This is a genomic window from Rhodococcus sp. 14-2483-1-1 (assembly GCF_002259335.1).
In the GTDB taxonomy this organism is placed as follows: Bacteria; Actinomycetota; Actinomycetes; order Mycobacteriales; family Mycobacteriaceae; genus Rhodococcoides.
In genome coordinates this window covers 302155-322429 of sequence record NZ_NPFX01000021.1, presented here as the reverse complement: position 1 = coordinate 322429, position 20275 = coordinate 302155, and the positions used below count along the sequence as shown (strand labels likewise).

Genomic DNA, 20275 nt, shown 5'->3' with positions numbered 1-20275 from the left:
AGGACGTATCCTGTGAGGTATGGCGAACGGCAGTAAGGCTGGCAAAGCAGGGAAGCCCAGCAAGGAAGCAAAAGCAGCCGCGAAAGCGGCCCGCAAGAAGGCATCGAAGGAACGCCGCAGTCAGCTGTGGCAGGCATTCCAGATGCAGCGCAAGGACGACAAGGCTCTCCTTCCGCTGATGATCGGGGCGGTGGTCGGGCTCGGGCTCGTCGGCTTCCTCATCGGCCTCGCCTTCGGCTTCCAGTGGTTCTTGCTCCCCATCGGCTTGCTGCTCGGCGTGTTGGTCGCCTTCATCATCTTCGGTCGCCGGGTGCAGAAGTCGGTGTACAAAAAAGCCGACGGCCAGGCCGGTGCTGCAGCTTGGGCCCTGGACAACCTGCAGGGTTCGTGGCGGGTGACCAACGCGATCGCCGGCACCACTCACCTCGACGCCGTGCACCGGGTGATCGGAAAGCCCGGGGTCATCCTCGTTGCCGAGGGTGCACCGCAGCGCGTGAAAGCACTGCTGGCACAAGAGAAGAAGAAGACCGCCCGCCTGGTGGGTGACACCCCCATCTACGACGTCATCGTCGGAAACGAAGAGAACCAGATTCCTCTGTCGGGTCTGCAGAAGTATCTGTCGAAGTTGCCCAAGAACATCGACGGCAAGCGCATGGACACCATCGAGTCACGGCTCTCCGCGCTCGGCACGAAGGGCGGCCCGGCAATGCCGAAGGGACCCGTTCCCGGCGGGGCCAAGATGAAGGGCGTCCAGCGGACCATGAAGCGCCGCTAGATCCCGATCGACACTCCACAGCAGCAGCCCTGGTGCGCTCCCTCAGCGGGTCCGCAGCAGGGCTGTTCCCGTTGCGCGGTCGTGCATTCCGCGTCCGTCCATGTCGGTGATGACGGCCGGCACGACGAACAGCAGAATCAGCTGACGAACCAGCGCCCGGACGAAGCCGACTCGGGCATGGGCGTCGATGCGACCGACCTGGATACCGACCACGAACTGCCCCGGGGTGAACGAGAACAGCGAGACGGTCACCAGTCCAACTGCGAACCACACCGCAAGCACGATCGTCGAGATCAACCCACTCGTGGTGTAACCGCCGAGTATCAGCGACGCGACGCCGGTCGCCATGGTCCAGTCCAGAATCAGGGCCAGAATTCTGCGGCCTGCACCTGCCAGTGCGCCGACCCCCTGCTGAGGCAGGCCCAGTTCTTCGCCGCGAAAGTTCTGTGGTTGTCGTGGGTTCGCGGCCGCCGGTCCGGACAACCAGGACCCTGTCATTCGTGCCATGATTTCCAGGATAGGCGCGACCGGACACACGGGAAAACACGCGGACGTACTGTTGTTCGTGCCACTCGTGAACCAGGACGCGTAACACGGGCGAAACACGACCTTGACGGGCGGGCAACACCAAGTCCATACCGTCAGTTCGACGGACTCAACAAAGGAGCAAAAGCGTGGCGTTTTCCACGGCCCAAGAGGTCATCAAGTTCATCGCAGATGAAGGAATCGAATACGTCGACATCCGATTCACGGATCTGCCGGGTGCACAGCAGCACTTCTCGATCGCCGCGAAGGCGTTCACGGCGGATACCCTGGAAGACGGTCTCGCGTTCGACGGCTCGTCCGTCCGCGGCTTCCAGTCCATCCACGAGTCCGACATGATCTTGCTTCCGGACTACGCCACCGCTCAGGTCGACCCGTTCCGCAACGCCAAGACGCTGAACATCGACTTCTTCGTCCACGATCCGTTCACGCGTGAGGCATACAGCCGCGATCCGCGCAACGTCGCTCGCAAGGCCGAGGAGTACTTGGCCAGCACCGGCATCGCCGACACCGCTTACTTCGGTGCCGAGGCCGAGTTCTACATCTTCGATTCCGTCCGCTTCGATTCGCAGGCCAACGGCGCGTTCTACGAGGTCGACTCGTCCTCGGGTTGGTGGAACACCGGAGCCGAGACCGAGGCAGACGGCAGCCCGAACCTCGGCTACAAGGTTCGATTCAAGGGTGGCTACTTCCCCGTCGCTCCGTACGACCACTACGTGGACCTGCGCGACCAGATCTCCACCAACCTGCAGAACGCGGGCTTCGAGCTCGAGCGTGCCCACCACGAGGTCGGCACCGGCGGGCAGCAGGAGATCAACTACAAGTTCAACACGCTGCTCCGCGCGGCCGACGATCTGCAGCTGTTCAAGTACATCGTCAAGAACACCGCGTGGCAGAACGGCAAGTCGGCAACCTTCATGCCGAAGCCGCTCTTCGGCGACAACGGCTCGGGCATGCACGTGCACCAGTCGCTGTGGAAGGACGGAAAGCCCCTCTTCCACGACGAGGCCGGATACGCCGGACTGTCGGATCTGGCACGCCACTACATCGGCGGCATCCTGCACCACGCGCCGTCGCTGTTGGCCTTCACCAACCCGACGATCAACTCGTACCACCGCTTGGTGCCGGGCTACGAAGCCCCCATCAACTTGGTCTACAGCCAGCGCAACCGCTCCGCGGCGGTGCGCATCCCGATCACCGGCAACAACCCGAAGGCCAAGCGCCTCGAGTTCCGCGCGCCGGACTCCTCGGGCAACCCGTACCTGAACTTCGCTGCTCAGATGATGGCGGGCCTGGACGGAATCAAGAACAAGATCGAGCCGATGGCTCCGGTCGACAAGGATCTCTACGAGTTGCCGCCCGAGGAAGCCAAGAACATTCCTCAGGCACCCACCTCGCTCAACGCGGTCATCGACCGTCTCGAGGCCGATCACGACTACCTCACCGAGGGTGGCGTGTTCACGACCGACCTGATCGAGACCTGGATCTCGCTCAAGCGTGAGCAGGAAATCGCTCCGGTGAACCTGCGTCCGCACCCGTACGAGTTCTCGCTGTACTACGACGTGTGAGTCGATAAATTTCACACCCAAAACGCCCGGCCGAATCTTTTCGGCCGGGCGTTTGTGCGTTCTCCATGGTTTCCGATCGGCAACTTTTGCGGCAATACGCAAAGAATTCAGACCGGTCGGCGTTTGATAAGTGGTACGCGGGGTAAAGATATTTATCCGCTACCGGCGAACAGAGGACGACAACTGCATGGATGCACTGTGGGAATTCATCGTCGGACGGCGAAGGCAGTTGGCAATCGACTCCTATCTGCACGTGTCGGCCGTCATCCAATGCGTCGTCATCGCTACCGTCATCGGCGTCGCCATCGGTGTGCTCGTCTATCGCAGTCCGGCCGGCTCCGCTATCGCCACGGCCCTGGCGAGCACCGTCCTCACGATTCCGTCGTTTGCACTGTTGGGTCTGCTGATCCCCATCCTGGGGCTGGGTGTTCGACCGACAGTCACCGCTCTGGTCCTGTACTCACTGCTCCCGATCATCCGAAACACGGTGGTCGGCCTGGACGCGGTCAATCCGGCAGTAACCGATGCCGCCCGCGGAATCGGCATGAGCCGCATTCTCGTGTTGCGGCGCATCGAGATTCCACTTGCGTGGCCCTCCATTCTGACCGGGATGCGAGTCAGTACACAGCTGGCCATGGGCATCCTGGCCATCGCTGCTTACGCCAAAGGCCCTGGCCTGGGCAATCTTCTGTTCTCCGGGCTCGCACGGGTCGGCAGCCCCACCGCCGTTCCACAGGCACTGACCGGCACCATCCTCATCGTCCTGCTGGCGTTGATCCTCGATGGGATCTACGTCGTGATCGGCAAACTGACCACCTCGAGGGGTATCCGTGAGTGAGAAAACGACCGTATCCGGTGCAGAAATCGTGCTGGAGAACGTGACCAAGAGTTACTCGGGCCAGAAGGACGCCGCCGTCGACAACGTGTCGATGACGATCCCGGCCGGCGAAGTGGTCGTATTGGTCGGACCGTCGGGCTGCGGCAAGACGACGACCATGCGAATGATCAACCGATTGATCGAACCGACGTCGGGCCGCATCACCATCGGCGGCAAGGACGCATTGTCGATCAACCCGAACGAGCTCCGCCGCACCATCGGGTACTCCATCCAGCAAGCAGGGCTGTTCCCGCACATGACCATTGCCGAGAACGTCGGCATGGTTCCAGGGCTGATCGGCTGGAAGAAGAAGAGGATCTCGGACCGCACGGACGAAATGCTCGATCTCGTCGGTCTCGATCCAGCGTTGTACCGCGAACGCTACCCACGCCAGCTGTCCGGAGGTCAGCAGCAACGTGTCGGTGTTGCGCGCGCCCTGGCCGCCGATCCGCCGGTTCTGTTGATGGACGAGCCTTTCGGTGCCGTCGACCCCATCACTCGCGGTTTGCTTCAGGACGAATTGATGCGTCTGCAGGCCGAACTGGGCAAGACGATTGTCTTCGTCACGCACGACTTCGACGAAGCCGTCAAACTCGGTGATCGAATCGCCGTGCTGGGCAATCAGTCCCGAATCCTGCAGTTCGATACCCCCGAAGCGGTGCTGGCCAACCCAGCCGACGAGACGGTCGCCGGATTCGTCGGTGCCGGTGCAGCGCTCAAGCAACTGACACTGATGAGAGTGCGCGACATCGAGTTGTCCGATGTTCCTGTCATGGGCGAAGACCAGCCGGTCGAGTCGATGAACGCGGCTCTCGGAAACGACCCGGAGGCATGGGGAATCATTCTCGATGCGCGTAAGCGGCCCATTCGTTGGACCGATCGCCGTCATCTCGCGGGGGTAGGCAGCCTGCGCGATGTCGGTGTTCCGATGGGCGAAATGGTCTCGACTCAGTCGACGCTGCAGGACGCACTCGAAGCGCTTCTCGCCGAGGGCAACGCGACCGCCACAGTTACCGGTCAGCGCGGCGAATACGCCGGCACGATCACCATCGAGCAACTGATCGACACCATCAAGACCATCCGTTCGCAGCATGCTCACGACCACGACAAGGACACCTCAGCGGAAGACGTGACTGCAGGAAGTCCGTCGTGACGACCGCTGCGGATTCCTCGGTCGTCGATGCAGCAGGGGACGACAGCGGCGTGCAGGCGGCGAAGCAGGCTGCCAAGCGAGCGGAACGTGTTCGGCTACTGGTGCAACCGGCCCTCATCGCGATAGTAGTTGTCGCGCTTCTTGCCTATACGTTCACCCGCGATCTGACTGCTACACAAGCGGAGACGTTGAACGCGGCCACGCTGTTCCAGGCGTTGAAAGAGCACGTCTTGATCACGATCGTCGTCACGGCGCTCGTGCTTGCCATAGCGGTTCCTCTGGGAATCCTGTTGACCCGCAACGGCTACCGAAAGTTGGCACCGATCTTCATCGGTATCGCCAACATCGGTCAGGCTGCTCCGGCGGTAGGCCTGTTGGTGTTGCTGTTCCTCGCGACCGGCAAGACCGGTTTCTGGATCGGCGTACTGCCCATCGCGTTCTACTCGCTGCTTCCCGTTCTCCGAAACACGATGCTCGGCTTCCAGCAGGTCGACCCGAGCTACATCGATGCTGCACGTGGACAAGGCATGTCGAGTAGCGGCATCCTCTGGCGTATCGAGTTTCCACTCGCCGTGCCGTACATGTTGGCCGGTCTACGAACGTCGCTGGTGCTCGCCGTCGGTACCGCCACCTTGAGCTTCCTCGTGGGAGCGGGCGGTCTCGGAGTTCTGATCGATACCGGATACAAGCTCTACCAGCCACTAATCCTCGTCGTCGGAGGCGTTCTCGCCGTAGCCCTCGCGTTGTTCGTGGACTGGCTCGGGGCACTCGCCGAGGCCTATCTCGGCCCGAAAGGACTCCGCTGATGCGGCGCTCGACACAACAACTCATAGCTCTGTGCGCGATCAGCACGATCGCACTGGCAGGTTGCGGTTTGCAATCGGGCAGCGCAGTGCCGCTGTCGGTGGAGCCCGGCAGCATCGAAGCGATGCCAGGTCTCGAGGGCGCGGAACTGACCGTCGGCTCCAAAGACTTCACCGAGCAGATCGTATTGGGCTACATCCTCGAATTCGCGTTGTCGGCTGCAGGCGCAGACGTTCGCGACCTGACAAACATTTCGGGGTCCAACAGCACGCGTCAAGCCATGGTCTCAGGGCAGGTCGATCTCACCTACGAATACACCGGGACCGGCTGGATCAACTACCAGGGCAACGAAAGTCCCATCACGGACGCCACCGAGCAGTTCGATGCGGTCCGCGACGCCGATGTCGCCAATGGGCTGACGTGGGTCAATCCCGCACCGATGGACAATACGTACGCCCTGGCGATGAACCAGGCGACTGCGGACCAGACCGGAGTGAAGACACTGTCGGACTACGCAGCTCTCGTGGCGCGCGACCCGGCCGCGTCGGCGTTGTGCGTGGAGACCGAGTTCAATTCGCGGCAGGACGGATTTCCCGGCCTGGCGGCAACGTACGGTTTCGACCCCAACGCCGTTCCCCGTCAGATTCTGCAGACCGGGATCATCTATCAGGCGACGGCCGAGGGTTCGCAATGCAAGTTCGGTGAGGTGTTCACCACCGACGGCCGAATCAAGGGTCTGAATCTCGCCGTGCTCGAAGACGACAAGAGCTTCTTCCCCCGGTACAACGCCACCGTCGTGATCCGCTCGTCGATCGCCGAGCAGTATCCGGAAATTGCCGAGGTGACGGCGCCGATTTCGGCAAAGCTGACCAACGACGAGATCACCGAACTGAACAAGCAGGTCGACGTCGACGGGCGCGAACCGGCCGACGTCGCACGTGACTGGATGGTCAAAGAGGGTTTCGTCACCGCAGGCGCGGATTAGCCGTCTCTTACACCGAGCCGTGAGGACCGAAGCTGATGCGGCAGACGACACGAGGGTTGATTGCCCTGTGCGCCGTCATGATGACGGCAGTGACGAGTTGCGGTCTGCAGTCGGGCAGTGCGGTGCCGCTGTCCGTGGGACCCGGCAGCATCCAACCTGTACCGGGTCTCGAAGGCGCACAAATGATCGTCGGCTCGAAGGAATTCACCGAGCAGGTGATCCTGGGTTACATACTCGAATTCGGGCTGGTGGCGGCCGGAGCGGACGTCCGAGACCTCACCAACATTTCGGGGTCCAACAGCACCCGCCAAGCCATGGTCTCCGGCCAGGTGGACGTCACATACGAATACACGGGTACGGCCTGGATCAACTTCCTGGGAAACGAAACCGCCATCCCGGACGCCCTCGGGCAGTTCGAAGCCTTGCGCGACCAGGACGCAGCCAACGGACTCACCTGGGTCAACCCTGCACCGATGGACAACACGTACGCACTCGCGATGAATCAGGCGACGGCAGACGCGACCGGCATCAAGACGCTCTCGGACTACGCCGCGCTCGCCACGACCGATCCGGCAGCGGCACAGACCTGCGTGGAGACCGAGTTCAATTCACGACAGGACGGGTTTCCGGGTATGGCCGCTGCCTACGGCTTCGACCCCAACGTCGTTCCGCGGCAGGTGTTGCAGGGCGGCATCATCTATCAAGCAACGGCCGACGGTTCGCAATGCACATTCGGTGAGGTGTTCACCACCGACGGCCGTATCAAAGGTCTGAACCTGGTCGTGATCGAAGATGACAAGAGCTTCTTTCCCCGCTACAACGCCACGGTCGTGATTCGCACGCCCGTTGCCGAGCAATACCCGGAGATCGCCGAGGTCACCGCTCCGATCTCCGCGGCCTTGACCAACGACGAGATCACCGAGCTCAACCGGCAGGTGGACATCGACGGACGCGAGCCGGCGGATGTCGCGCGCGACTGGATGGTGAAGCAGGGATTCGTCACCGCCGGAAGTGATTAGGGGGAGACAGTGATCAGCTGCCGCCGAAGGTCCGCTCCACCACTGCCTTTGCCCGACGCGTGACACGCAGGTAGTTGTCGAGGAACGCACCGGCGTCGCCGTCTTCCCAGCCCGCGACCTGCGCCACGGCGGAGAGTACTGCGCCCGGTGCCGGTAGCTGGTCGGTCGGCTTGCCGCGCACCAGAACCAGTGCGTTGCGGGCCTTCGTCGCGAGGATCCACGCCTCGCGCAGCAACTCCACGTCGGTTTCGCTCATGAGCTCGGCCGCGCCGATCGCGTCCAGCGACTGCAGGGTCGAGGTGTTGTGCAGCGAAAGAACCTTGTGCGCATACCGGAGCTGAATCAGCTGGACTGTCCACTCGATGTCGGCCAATCCCCCGCGCCCGAGCTTGGTGTGGGTGGAGGGGTCGGCCCCCTTGGGCAGACGTTCGGAGTCGATGCGCGCCTTGATGCGTCTGATCTCGCGGACCGCGTCGGCGGACACCCCACCCTCGGGGTACCGCACCTTGTCTGCCATCAGCAGGAACCGAATGCCGAGATCCTGGTCGCCGGCCACCTGGTGCGCCCGCAGCAGAGCCTGGACTTCCCAGGCCTGGGCCCACTGCGAGTAGTACGCGGCGTAGGACGACAGGGTGCGCACCACCGGTCCGCTGCGGCCTTCCGGTCGCAGTCCGGTGTCGACCTCGAGGGGCGGGTCGGTGCTGGGCGCGCCGAGCAGTTTGCGGATGCGGTCGGCAATGGTGTTGGCCCACTTGACCGCAACGGTCTCGTCGACTCCATCGACCGGCTCGCACACGAACAGCACGTCGGCGTCGCTGCCGTACCCGAGTTCGCCGCCGCCGAGTCTTCCCATACCGATGACGGCCAGAGTTGCCGGTGCCGGTTCGCCGCGCTCGATCTCGCTGGCCCGGATGGCAGCTGCCAGAGCGGCATTGATGACGGCGGCCCAGACCGACGACAGCGCCCGGCACACCGCAGGCACGTCGAGCATGCCGAGGATGTCTGCCGAGGCCACTCGGGCCAGTTCGTGGCGTCGTAGCGCCCGAGCCGCGTTGATCGCCCGTACCGGATCCTCGTAGCGGGCCGAGGAAGACAGGATGGCGCGATAGGTCTCTTCGGGCTCGACATCGAGTAGGCGCGGACCGGTGGGGCCGTCGGCGAACAAACGAATGACCTCGGGGGCCTTGATCAACAGATCCGGTACGTAGGCCGAGGATCCGAGCACGATCATCAGCCGCTGAGCAACTGCGCCCTCGTCGCGCAACACGCGCAGGAACCACGTCTGCTCCCCTGCCGATTCCGACAGTCGGCGGTAGTTGAGGAGACCGGCGTCCGGATCGGGGGTGTCGGCGAGCCACTCCAGCAGCGTCGGCAGCAGCACGGCCTGAATCTGGCCGCGCCGAGTGCCCGAGCCGACGAGCGCCCGCAAGTGCCCCAGTGCGTTCTGCGGGGTCGCGTAGCCGAGGGCCGCGAGCTGACGCGTCGCCGCGTCGGGTGTCAGACGCACTGTCTCGGAGTCGAACTTGACCACCGAGTCCAGCAGCGGCCGGTAGAAGAGCTTGGCGTGCAGCCGCCTGATGCGCTGGGCATTCCTCTTGATCTCGGCGTTCAGCACACCGAGAGCGTCGCGATTGCCGTCGGGCCGCATGTGCGCCGAACGGGCCAACCACCTCAGCGCTTCCTCGTCGTCCTGCGGAGGCAGGGTGTGTGTGCGCCGCATTCGCTGCATCTGCAGGCGGTGCTCGATCAGTCGGAGGAACTCGTAGGACGCCGTCAGATTCGCGGCATCGTCGCGGCCGACGTACCCGCCCTCGGTGAGCGCGGTCAGGGCGTCGGTCGTACCGAGCACGCGCAGCGACTCGTCGGTTCGACCGTGCACCAATTGCAGTAGCTGGACGGCGAATTCGACGTCTCGCAGACTGCCGCGTCCGAGTTTGATCTCGCGTTCGCGGAGCTCCGGCGGCACCATCTCTTCGACGCGACGACGCATTGCGCGCACTTCCGGAACGAAGTCCTCGCGCTGACTCGCCAGCCACACCATCGGGTTGACCGCGTCGACGTAATCGTTGCCCAGTGCGATGTCACCGGTCATCGGCCTGGCCTTGAGCAGAGCCTGGAACTCCCAGGTCTTGGCCCACCGCTTGTAGTACGCCACATGCGAATCCAAGGTGCGGACAAGTTCGCCGCGCTTGCCCTCGGGTCGCAGCGCGGCATCCACCTCGAAGAAGGCCGAGGATCCGATGCGCATCATCTCACCCGCGATGCGGCTCGCCTGCGAGTCTGCCGGCTCGGCGACGAACACGACATCGACGTCGGAGACGTAATTGAGTTCGCGCGCACCACATTTGCCCATCGCGACGACGGCCAAGCGCGTCGGACACGGCGCATCGGGGCACACGGTTGCGACGGCGACGGCAAGTGCCGCGGTGAGGGCCGCGTCGGCCATGTCGGAGAGCTGCGATCCGACCACCGTGTACGGCAGGACGGGCTCGTTCTCGACAGTCGCGGCGAGGTCGTACGCGGCCAACACCATGATCTGGTCGCGGTACTTCTTGCGCAGAGCGATCACGGCGGGCGGTCCGGTGATCGACGCCCGGTACAGATCGGGTGCGGCATGGGGTCCGGTCTCGGGCTCGGCCCCGACCACCTCGAGGAGCTCCGCAACCAGTGTCGCCTTGCTGGGGAGTTCGATCTTCGCCGAGACCCCAGTGCCCTGACCTTCCTTGGTCAGCAGCAAACGCCAGGTGCTGTCGTCTGCAACGAGGTGATCGGCGAGCGCACTCGATGCGCCGACGAGCCCGAGGATGCGCCCGCGAAATCCCTTGTCCGTGCGCAGCGCCGTGTCGAACTCCGACCAACCGGCACCGAGCGACTCGTACAAGCGTACCAGGGTGCGGAGCGCAAGGTCGGCATTGGGCGCGCGGGACAGCGACCAGAGCAGCTCGAGGCTGTCCTCATCGGTCCAACCGAGAGTGCGCAGATCGGACGGCGCAGTTTCTTCGACCAAACCGAGACGGCCCGGTCCAGGAACGACGGATCTGGAAGTCGGAGGACGCACCATCTACAGTCCACCTCGGCGTGCCACAGTTTTACCCCGTCGTCGGTAATGCGACGCGAGGGTGCCCGCGCCGGCATCGGAACTACATTCACGATCGAGTAGAACGTAGCCCATGACGACGCCGGTCTGTCAAAAGACCCCGCTGCTCTACAGACCCAGGTAGGCCTTCAGCTCGTACGGCGTGACGTGGCTGCGGTATTCCTCCCACTCACGACGCTTGTTGCGCAGGAAGAAGTCGAACACGTGCTCGCCCAGCGCTTCTGCGACCAGTTCGGACCCTTCCATCGCGTTCAACGCCTGATCGAGATTGCCCGGCAGTTCCTTGTATCCCATGGCGCGACGCTCGGCGGACGTCAGTGCCCACACGTCTTCCTCGGCCTCGGGCGGCAGGGTGTACCCCTTCTCGATTCCGCGAAGACCGGCCGCGAGCAGCACCGCGAAGGCGAGGTACGGGTTGCAGGCCGAGTCGGGGCTGCGAATCTCGACGCGCCGAGACGAAGCCTTGTTCGGGGTGTACATCGGCACGCGGATCAAGGCCGAGCGGTTGGCCGGTCCCCACGATGCGGCGGTCGGTGCCTCGCCGCCGCGCACCAGACGCTTGTAGGAGTTGACCCACTGGTTGGTCACGGCGCTGATCTCGTTGGCGTGCTCGAGGATGCCTGCGATGAAAGACTTGCCGGTTTCCGAGAGCTGCATCGGGTCGTCCGGGTTGTGGAAGGCGTTGGCGTCGCCCTCGAAAAGGCTCATGTGTGTGTGCATCGCCGAGCCGGCCTGGTCGCTGAACGGCTTGGGCATGAACGTCGCACGCACACCCTCCTCGATGGCGACTTCCTTGACCACATAGCGGAAGGTCATGATGTTGTCGGCCATCGACAGCGCGTCGGCGTACCGCAGATCGATCTCCTGCTGTCCTGGCGCGGCCTCGTGGTGGCTGAATTCGACCGAGATGCCCATCGACTCGAGCGCATCGATGGCGTGCCTGCGGAAGTTCGGGGCCGAATCGTGCACGGCCTGGTCGAAGTAACCGCCGTTGTCGGCAGGGGTCGGCGGTGAGCCGTCCTGCGGGGCATCCTTGAGCAGAAAGAACTCGATCTCGGGGTGCACGTAGCAGCTGAATCCGAGGTCTGCGGCTTTGCTCAACTGGCGACGCAGCACGTGGCGAGAGTCGGCCCAGGACGGCGAACCGTCGGGCATGGCGATGTCGCAGAACATCCGCGCCGAGTGCTGGTGGCCCTTGCTGGTGGACCACGGCAGGATCTGGAACGTCGAGGGATCGGGCTTGGCGACGGTGTCGGCCTCGGAGACTCGAGCGAACCCTTCGATGGCACTACCGTCGAAGCCGATCCCCTCGTCGAACGCCCCTTCGAGCTCGGCTGGGGCGATGGCCACCGATTTCAGATACCCGAGGACGTCGGTGAACCAGAGGCGGACGAAACGAATGTCGCGCTCTTCGAGAGTCCGGAGCACGAATTCCTTTTGACGATCCATGAACGCGAGAGTAAGCAAACGGAGTTAAATCTGTGTTACATCGTGAATTCAGTCTCACTTCGTGAAACTCTCTGCCCACATCGCGGCAGGTGAGGTAGCAGGTCAGCAGCGCAATCCGTCACCCGGCGGGACCAGATCGACGAGGTAATTCACCAGCGGATCGTCGATGCAGCCCACGCCCGAGAACGCCACCGTGTGCTGGGTGCCGTCGTAGGTCACGAGATTGCCTCGCAGCTGCGCAGCCAGTTCCACTCCGGCCTGATACGGAGTGGCCGGATCGTTGGTCGTCGACACCACCACCAGCGTCGGCAGGCCCTCGACATCGACGATGTGCGGGTCGCTCGTATTCGGCACCGGCCAGAACGCGCACAGGTCGAGCGGCGCGTTGCCCGTGGCTCGGCCGTCGTCCAGATACGGCGCGGCGGCGCGGAACCTGGCGTCGGCCTCGTCGGCCGCTGCTCGGTCCGTGGTCGGCGGTCCGTCCACACATCGGACGGCATTGAACGCGTCGTCGATGTTGGTGTAGCTACCGTCCTCCAGCCGCCCGGAGTAGGTGTCGGCGAGACGGAGCAAGGTATCGCCTCGACCGTCGCGTAGTTCGTTCAATCCCGCCCGCAGCAGCCGCCACAGCTGCTGCGAGTACAGAGCCTGCTGAGCCCCGGTGATCGCGTCGTCGTAACTGAGGCCACGTGGATCGGTCGTCTCGGCGGGCCGGTCGATCAGTGGGTCGACCAAGGATCGAAACTGTGCGACAGCTCGAGCCGGATCGGTTCCGAGCGGGCAGGTGTCGGTCTGTGCGCAGTCGGCGGCGAACTGATCGAACGCGGTCTGGAACGCCGCGCCCTGGGCGACTGCCTCGTCGACGGGTGACTGATCGGGGTCGAGCGCACCGTCGAGCACCATCGCCCGAACGTTCGACGGGAATTCCTCGGCGTACGCGGTGCCGATGCGAGTGCCGTAGGAGTAGCCGACGTAGGTCAGCTTCTCGTCCCCCAGAACTGCCCGGATGACGTCCATGTCGCGCACCACTTCCCTGGTGCCGACGTGCTCGAGCACATCGGCTCCGGTGCGGTCGACGCACTGGGCGGCATAGTCCCGATGCTCGGCCTCGGTGGCCGCGATGCCCTCGGGGCTGACGTCGACGTCCGGCTCGCGGCGTTCCTCGTCGACCTCCTCGGACGTCAGACAGCGCACTTCGGGTTCGGAGGCCCCGATTCCGCGAGGATCGAACCCGACGCGATCGAAGCGGTCCGCAACGGCGGTGCCGTCTGCCTGCGTGGCCAGATACAAACCCGACGAGCCGGGACCGCCGGGGTTCATCAGGATCGATCCGATCTTCTCGCCTGCCGCCCGGGTCCGGGATATGGCGACCTCGATGGTCGTGCCCGCGGGATCGGCGTAGTCGAGCGGCACGGTGACCATCGCGCACTCGACGGAGTCGCCCAGCTCGCTACCGTCGGTGTTGTACCGATCGCAGGACTCCCACTGGAGAGTCTGGTTGTAGAACGCCTCGAGACCTGCGGGAACCGGACCGGCAACCGATGCCGGCGATGATGCCTCGGGCCCGGCGGAGGACTCCGGTGCGGCGGTGGGCTCGGAGCCGGAGCAGCCTGCGAGCAACACGGCAACTGCGGACAGCGCCACGGCCGTGTTCCTGGTGCGCGTTCTCATGGCACGATCGTGCCAGGTCTTTCCGACCACACTCCATTCTCGCTGCCCGGCAGGGACGGCCGCCGAGCACTAGCGTCTACGTGGTGCAGGCCCTCCGACTCGCCCTTGCCCAGACGAACTCCGTCGTCGGCGATCTCGCGGCGAACTCCGCCGCAATCGTCGAGTGGACGGTCCGCGCCGCTCACGACGGTGCCAACGTGGTGCTGTTTCCCGAGATGGCTCTGACGGGATACCCGGTCGAGGATCTGGCTCTGCGGCCGTCGTTCGCCGCCGCATCCGCCCGAGCACTCACCGAATTGGCCACTGCGCTCGATGCCGCCGGATGCGGCGACCGCATCGTGGTGGTGGGCTACCTCGATCGCGATGCCGAGGGCTCGCGGAACAGCGCCGCGGTGATCGTCGACGGACGGGTGACAACTCGCTACGACAAGCACTCCCTCCCCACCTACCGAGTGTTCGACGAGGCCCGCTATTTCGCTCCCGGATCGCGCTTGAGCATCGTCGAGGTGAACGAGCTCAGGCTCGGAGTTGTTGTCTGCGAGGATATCTGGCAGTCAGGCGGGCCGGTAGCGGCCTACGGGGCAGCGGGTGTCGACATGTTGCTCTGCCTCAACGCCAGCCCCTTCGAGCAGGGCAAGAACGAGGTACGGCACTCCATCGCCGCGCGCCGGGCCAACGAGATCGGCGTCCCGATCGCCTACGTGAACGTGGTCGGCGGACAGGACGAGCTGGTGTTCGACGGGGCGAGCTTCGTCATCGGTCCCGACGGTTCCACGTGGGGACGCTCCCCGCAATTCGTCGAGCATCTGCTGATCGTCGACGTGGACGCGCCCACCGATCCACGTCCGAACGCCGAAGCTGTACCCGGTTGGAGCATCGATCGGGTACCGCTTCCCGACGTCGCGATCACCGGCTGGCAGCGAGCCGAGCCGTTCCTCTCCGACGTTGCCTGCGCGGAGGAACAGGTGTGGGGCGCTCTGGTGACCGGCTTGCGAGACTATGTGCACAAGAACGGCTTTCGTTCGGTGACTCTGGGACTGTCGGGTGGGATCGACTCGGCGGTGGTTGCGGCCATCGCCGTCGACGCCCTCGGTAGCGATGCAGTGCACGCCGTCGCGATGCCGTCGACGTACTCCTCGGGTCACTCCCGCACCGATGCAGAAGATCTTGCGTCGCGCACCGGTATCCACTTCAGCGTCGAGCCCATTGCCGACATGGTCGCCTCCTTCGTCGACCAGCTGCACCTGACCGGACTGGCCGAGGAGAACATTCAGGCGCGCTGCCGCGGCATGACACTGATGGCACTGTCGAACACATTCGGCCATCTGGTTCTGGCCACCGGCAACAAATCCGAACTGGCCGTTGGCTATTCGACCATCTACGGCGATGCGGTCGGCGGCTTCGCGCCGATCAAGGACGTACCGAAGTCGCTCGTGTGGGAGTTGGCGCGGTGGCGGAACAAGTCCGCTGCCGACCGCGGAGACATTCCTCCTATCCCCGAATCGAGCATCGACAAGCCGCCGTCCGCCGAGCTCAGACCGGGGCAGCTCGACACCGACTCGTTGCCCGACTACGACGAACTCGACGCGATCCTGTTCAGGTACGTCGACAACGATCAGGGGTTCGACGACATCGTCGCGGCCGGTTTCGACGCGGTGGTGGTCGCGGATATTCTCCGCAAGGTCGATGCGTCGGAGTACAAGCGGCGTCAGTATCCGATCGGCAGCAAGGTCACCTCGCGCGCCTTCGGGCGCGATCGCCGGATGCCGATCACCAACGGATGGCGGGACTACGCGGAACCCGATCGAGTGTGACGAATTGCACTGCCCGGAGCGCTCCGGCAGGTCGTGCGCGGTGGCAGACTTCTCGATGTCATCACACCCCATCCCGGGGACCCGCCGAGCGGGCCTCGAGGACCAGAAAGGGACAAAGATGTCCGAAACTGCTGTGTACGGCGGCTCTTCTCAGGACGTACCCGCCACCGGTTTGACCCGCAAGACCCGCACCCATCACCTGCTGCAGATGAAGGCAGAGGGTGAGCGCTGGGGAATGCTCACCGCGTACGACTACTCCAGTGCGCGCATTTTCGAGGAAGCCGGTGTTCCGGTGCTCCTCGTCGGCGATTCCGCAGCGAACGTCGTCTACGGCTACGACACCACCGTCCCGATCACGGTCGACGAACTGCTTCCGCTGGTCCGCGGAGTCGTCCGCGGTGCGCCGCACGCTCTCGTTGTAGCCGACCTGCCCTTCGGCACCTACGAGGCCTCACCGCAGCAGGCTCTCGAGACCGCAGTTCGGTTCATGAAGGAAGGCCTCGCAGGCGCGGTCAAGCTCGAAGGCGGCGAGCGCGTCGCCGGGCAGATCGCCGCCATCACCGCTGCGGGTATTCCGGTGATGGCCCACGTGGGCTTCACCCCGCAGAGTGTCAACACCCTCGGCGGCTTCCGGGTGCAGGGCCGCGGCGACGCGTCCGAGCAGCTGGTGGCCGACGCAATCGCGGTTCAGGAGGCCGGTGCGTTCGCCGTCGTCATGGAGATGGTTCCCGCCGACATCGCCGGTCAGGTCACCCGAAAGCTGACGATTCCCACGGTCGGCATCGGCGCGGGCAACGAATGCGACGCACAGGTCCTGGTGTGGCAGGACATGGCCGGATACACCAACGGCAAAACCGCGAAGTTCGTCAAGAAGTTCGCCGACGTCGGCGACTCACTGCGCACTGCGGCAACCACGTACCTGTCCGAGGTGCGCTCGGGCGTGTTCCCCGGACCCGAACACAGCTACTGATCTTTCCGGTTCGGATGGCACACTCGAGGCCATGACAACCAGACGGGGTACTACGTCCATCGCAGGTAGAAGCGCAGTCGCACTGGCCGGTGCGGCTGCGCTGCTCACTCTCGTGGGCGCCTGCAGCACCGACACCACCAACACCGGTTCGTCGTCCTCGACGACAACGGTCGCGCCGACCACTACGGTCACCACGACTCCCGCGGAAGCGGTGATCACCGATGCCCAGAAGCAGCAGTTGTGCACCGATCTGGAAGCGCAGCTGTCCAATTGGCGCGTGCAGGGGCCCACGCTCGGCCGCGGCGGGTTGAACATTCTGGTGCAGACGTGGGCGGCGCAGAGTGGCGTCATCAACCTGCAGGTGGTGCAGAACCGAGCGATCGTCGACGACGTCACGAAGGAAACGTGTTCGGACGTTCGAGACGAGGCCATCCGTTCGCTCGACATTCCGGACCTGGCGTCGGGTCTGGTGGGCTTCTAGGATGCGTTCTCTCTACCCCGAGATCGACCCCACCGAGACCGGCCACCTCGATGTCGGCGACGGCCAACGGATCTACTGGGAAACATCGGGCAATCCCGACGGTGCGCCGGTGGTATTCGTGCACGGCGGTCCGGGCGGTGCCACCAATCCGTTGCAGCGGCGCTACTTCGATCCGAAGGCCTATCGGATCGTGTTGTTCGATCAGCGGGGTTGCGGGCAGTCGACCCCGCACATCGCCGACGGTGCCGATCTGTCGGTCAACACCACCGATCGGTTGATCTCGGACATGGAAAAGCTCCGGGAGCATCTGGGCATCGACACGTGGTTGGTGTTCGGCGGTTCGTGGGGCTCGACTCTGTCACTGGCGTACGCCCAGTCGCACCGCGATCGCGTGCGCGGACTGATCCTCCGAGGAATCTTTCTCGTACGGCCGTCGGAGATCGACTGGTACTACGGCGGCGGTGCCGGCAACATCTTCCCCGATCTGTGGGAGCAGTTCCTCGCGCCCATTCCGGAGAGCGAGCGCGACGGCAATCTCGTCGAGGCGTATCACCGACAGCTGATGTCCGAGGACACAGAGGTAGCGACGAGGGCCGCGGTGGCGTGGTCCTCCTGGGAGGCAGCCACCAGCTACTTGCTGCCGAAACCGGATGCAGTGCAGGACAATTCGGACCCCCGATTTGCGCGCGCATTCGCCGGCATCGAGAACCACTACTTCCGAAACCATGCCTTTCTCGACGAAGATCAATTGCTGCGCGACGCGCACCTGCTCGGCGACATTCCGGGCGTCATCGTGCAGGGCCGCTACGACGTCGTGTGCCCCGCAACGAGTGCGTGGGCCCTGCACAAAGCATGGCCCAGTGCAGATCTGGTGATCGTCGACGATGCAGGGCACTCAGCGGCCGAGCCGGGCATCGTGCACCACCTCGTCGAGGCGACCGACCGCTTCAGGCCGTGACGGGCGCGTAGCCGAAAGCGATCCTGCGCGAGTCGGTGTCGGCCTGGGTCAACCGGACCGTCACCGACTCCCCCGCAGGAGGTTCGCCGTCGCACTTGCCGATGACGATGGGATCCGACACGAGTACCTCGGCATCTCGCTTGCCCTCGGCACCGCGAAGTACGACCGCATCGAATGTCTCGCCCACTCGATCTTTCAGTACGTGTGCCTCGGTGAGGTCTACGCATGCACGGTCGACCTTCGACGCTGCAGAATCGGATCCACGCATGATCGCCGGTAGCTCGGGTAGGGCCTGCGTCGCCCATTCCGGCACCGCCGATCCGGCTACGACGGCCAGGCATACCTCGGTGGCGAAGCGATCGGACAGCCGTCGCAGCGGTGCTGTCACGTGGGCGTACGGCGCACCGATTCCCGAATGCTCGACCGTTGCGTCACCGGCGGCAGCGCTGGTCGTGCGATCGAACGCGAGGTAGTCCGCTCCGCGCAGCAACCCGGTCGCCTGGCTCATCATCGCCAGTGTCGACGGCTCGTCGGCGGGCAGGCCGGCCAGTACCGCGCCCGCAGATGCTCCAGCAGGCCAATCGATTCCGAGGGCAGTAGCGGTACTCTTCAAGGTTTCGACGGCCTCGCCCGGGGCGGGTGGAAGGGTACGAACGATGCCGATGCCGGCGTCGAGCATGATCCTGGCGGCGCACATTCCCGTCAACAGCGATACCTCGGCGTTCCAACCGTCCACCGCCGTGCGTGGTTGCAGGACGATCCGCCAGCCCGGCCCGTCGGGCACCACTTCCTGCTCGGGCAGCGTGATGTCGATTGCTCCGCGGCGTCTGGCCGCGTTCGCCCGTTGCGATCCGAATTCTGCCAAGGCGGCGATCGAGGGATGCGGAGTTCCCGCGTCGACGTCGGCTTGCACTCCGGCGTAGTCCAGCCGGGCGACAGATCGCACCAGCGCGCGGGTGACCGTCCAGGCAGCTGCTTCGCCGACGTCGTCGAGTTCGATGGTCCACAGCGCGGCGCAGCGAGTCTGTCCCTCCAACAGGCTTCCGGAGCCCTCCGACAGCTCGCGTGGGTGCAGCGGAACAGATCCGTCGGGCAGATAGAACGTCTGGCCACGTCGGCGGGTTTCCACGTCGAGCGCTCCCCCCGGCATCACCAGCGCACCCACGTCGGCGATCGCGTAGTGCACCACCAATCCGTTGGACGTCTTCTCGATGTGGACGGCTTGATCGAGGTCTTTCGAGCCGGGCGGGTCGATGGTGACGAAGGGAATGTCGGTGCGGTCGATCCTGTTGTCGGCGTGCAGATCTCGGGCGTCCTGCGCTTCGCGCAACACCGCTGCCTCGAAGACATCGGACAGACCGAACTCGGATCTGATGGCCTCGAAATCGAAGTTCGGAGCCCTCAGCCGGGTGAGCAGCACCGTCAGTTGTTCCAGTCGTCGTCGGAGTCGGCGGCCTTGTTGCGCGCGGCTGCGATCTTCAGCGCCTGCTCTGCGGTGGCCTTGTCCGGATACGGGCCCATGCGGTCGAGGGCGTTGGTCTCCTTGCCCTGCACAACCTGCTTGGTGCTGATGTCGTAGTACCAGGAGGTGTCGTCGTCGGTCATGACTTCCAGTGTGCCCCATGGAGCGACGCGGCAGGAGAACTGCGAGAAAAGTGAGTGCGAACGAGTCGGCCTGTAAGCCGGATCCTGTCTGCCGTTCCTGCTTTCGCAGGTTCGACTTCGACGACCATCCATCTGGGCACACCGTTGCCGGGTACCTCGAGCAGTCCACCCGCAGGCTCGGGCGAGCAGCCCTCGAGCACCTGCGCAGCTGCACCCCTTGCGCGGTGCAGCCTTCGACCTTGCTCCGGGCGGGGTTTACCTAGCCACCCCAGTCACCTGGGGTGCTGGTGCGCTCTTACCGCACCGTTTCACCCTGACCTGCAGTTCGATTCCGAAGAACCGATCCGCAGGCGGTCTGTTTTCTGTGGCACTGTCCCGCGAGTCACCTCGGGTTGCCGTTAACAACCGCCCTGCTCTGTGGAGTCCGGACTTTCCTCGGCCCGAAGCGCGACGGAACTGATCCGCCGGTCCTCCGAGCCGCAGCCGTCCGGCCAACTCGTTCGCGG

At 64.4% G+C, this 20275-nt stretch carries 17 protein-coding genes and 1 other RNA gene; 11 read left to right on the top strand and 7 right to left on the bottom strand.

Translation table 11 applies throughout. The annotated features are described in order from the left end of the window. The first annotated feature begins 19 nt into the window (after nt 1–19). Nucleotides 20–775 carry a DUF4191 domain-containing protein gene (locus CH294_RS20050; RefSeq protein ID WP_032403914.1) on the top strand — a complete coding sequence of 252 codons (756 nt, stop codon included), beginning with the start codon at nt 20–22 and terminating at the stop codon, nt 773–775. 42 nt (nt 776–817) lie between these two features. Here the strand turns inward: CH294_RS20050 and CH294_RS20045 are convergent, their stop codons facing one another. Then, entirely contained in the window at nt 818–1282 is a 465-nt protein-coding gene (locus CH294_RS20045) for an RDD family protein (RefSeq protein WP_032403913.1), read from the bottom strand. A 167-nt stretch (nt 1283–1449) separates the two neighbouring features. On the opposite strand from CH294_RS20045, the gene glnA (CH294_RS20040) reads away from it, so the two are divergent. The 6 genes from glnA (CH294_RS20040) (at nt 1450) to CH294_RS20015 (ending at nt 7724) form a co-directional block, all read left to right on the top strand. Further along, nucleotides 1450–2886, top strand: a complete 1437-nt coding sequence (gene glnA / locus CH294_RS20040; protein WP_032368128.1) for a type I glutamate--ammonia ligase — start codon at nt 1450–1452, stop codon at nt 2884–2886. 187 nt (nt 2887–3073) lie between these two features. After that, complete coding sequence (locus CH294_RS20035; protein WP_032379092.1) at nt 3074–3724, top strand: ABC transporter permease; 651 nt, start codon at nt 3074–3076, stop codon at nt 3722–3724. Beyond that, a complete protein-coding gene (locus CH294_RS20030) occupies nt 3717–4916 on the top strand; it encodes an ATP-binding cassette domain-containing protein (RefSeq protein ID WP_032379093.1) in 1200 nt (399 codons plus the stop codon). The genes CH294_RS20035 and CH294_RS20030 overlap by 8 nt, the downstream gene beginning before the upstream one ends. A 50-nt stretch (nt 4917–4966) precedes the next feature. Continuing rightward, complete coding sequence (locus CH294_RS20025; protein WP_032379555.1) at nt 4967–5722, top strand: ABC transporter permease; 756 nt, start codon at nt 4967–4969, stop codon at nt 5720–5722. Further along, on the top strand, nt 5722–6705 hold the full coding sequence (locus CH294_RS20020) for a glycine betaine ABC transporter substrate-binding protein (protein ID WP_094738900.1): 984 nt from the start codon (nt 5722–5724) through the stop codon (nt 6703–6705). The genes CH294_RS20025 and CH294_RS20020 overlap by 1 nt, the downstream gene beginning before the upstream one ends. A gap of 35 nt (nt 6706–6740) precedes the next feature. After that, a complete protein-coding gene (locus CH294_RS20015; protein WP_094738899.1) occupies nt 6741–7724 on the top strand; it encodes a glycine betaine ABC transporter substrate-binding protein in 984 nt (327 codons plus the stop codon). A gap of 13 nt (nt 7725–7737) precedes the next feature. Here CH294_RS20015 and CH294_RS20010 read toward each other — a convergent pair whose 3' ends face one another. From CH294_RS20010 to CH294_RS20000, 3 genes are all read right to left on the bottom strand, one after another. Next, nucleotides 7738–10785 (bottom strand): bifunctional [glutamine synthetase] adenylyltransferase/[glutamine synthetase]-adenylyl-L-tyrosine phosphorylase, encoded by a 3048-nt coding sequence (locus CH294_RS20010; RefSeq protein ID WP_037150910.1) that lies wholly within the window; start codon nt 10783–10785, stop codon nt 7738–7740. Between the two features lie 144 nt (nt 10786–10929). Continuing rightward, nucleotides 10930–12270, bottom strand: coding sequence for a type I glutamate--ammonia ligase (gene glnA / locus CH294_RS20005; RefSeq protein WP_032379097.1), 1341 nt, complete (start codon nt 12268–12270; stop codon nt 10930–10932). 102 nt (nt 12271–12372) lie between these two features. Next, nucleotides 12373–13941, bottom strand: a complete 1569-nt coding sequence (locus tag CH294_RS20000; RefSeq protein ID WP_094738985.1) for an alpha/beta hydrolase — start codon at nt 13939–13941, stop codon at nt 12373–12375. 83 nt (nt 13942–14024) lie between these two features. Between CH294_RS20000 and CH294_RS19995 the strand changes: the two genes are divergently transcribed. From CH294_RS19995 to pip, 4 genes are all read left to right on the top strand, one after another. Further along, the gene (locus CH294_RS19995) at nt 14025–15755 is read left to right on the top strand and encodes an NAD+ synthase (protein WP_094738984.1); all 1731 of its coding nucleotides are present in this window, start codon (nt 14025–14027) and stop codon (nt 15753–15755) included. A 118-nt stretch (nt 15756–15873) separates the two neighbouring features. After that, nucleotides 15874–16725, top strand: coding sequence for a 3-methyl-2-oxobutanoate hydroxymethyltransferase (panB, locus tag CH294_RS19990; protein WP_032379100.1), 852 nt, complete (start codon nt 15874–15876; stop codon nt 16723–16725). A 31-nt stretch (nt 16726–16756) separates the two neighbouring features. Beyond that, nucleotides 16757–17206 (top strand): hypothetical protein, encoded by a 450-nt coding sequence (locus CH294_RS19985; protein ID WP_032379101.1) that lies wholly within the window; start codon nt 16757–16759, stop codon nt 17204–17206. A gap of 1 nt (nt 17207) precedes the next feature. Then, nucleotides 17208–18164, top strand: a complete 957-nt coding sequence (pip, locus tag CH294_RS19980; protein ID WP_032403908.1) for a prolyl aminopeptidase — start codon at nt 17208–17210, stop codon at nt 18162–18164. Here the strand turns inward: pip and CH294_RS19975 are convergent. The 3 genes from CH294_RS19975 to rnpB all read right to left on the bottom strand — a co-directional run bounded on the left by CH294_RS19975 (nt 18154) and on the right by rnpB (nt 20268). Continuing rightward, the gene (locus CH294_RS19975) at nt 18154–19584 is read right to left on the bottom strand and encodes an RNB domain-containing ribonuclease (RefSeq protein WP_094738898.1); all 1431 of its coding nucleotides are present in this window, start codon (nt 19582–19584) and stop codon (nt 18154–18156) included. The genes pip and CH294_RS19975 overlap by 11 nt on opposite strands. Nucleotides 19585–19586: 2 nt before the next feature. Then, entirely contained in the window at nt 19587–19769 is a 183-nt protein-coding gene (locus CH294_RS19970) for a hypothetical protein (RefSeq protein ID WP_032379104.1), read from the bottom strand. A gap of 57 nt (nt 19770–19826) precedes the next feature. Further along, nucleotides 19827–20268: RNase P RNA component class A (gene rnpB / locus CH294_RS19965), an RNA gene on the bottom strand. Nucleotides 20269–20275 lie beyond the last annotated feature (7 nt).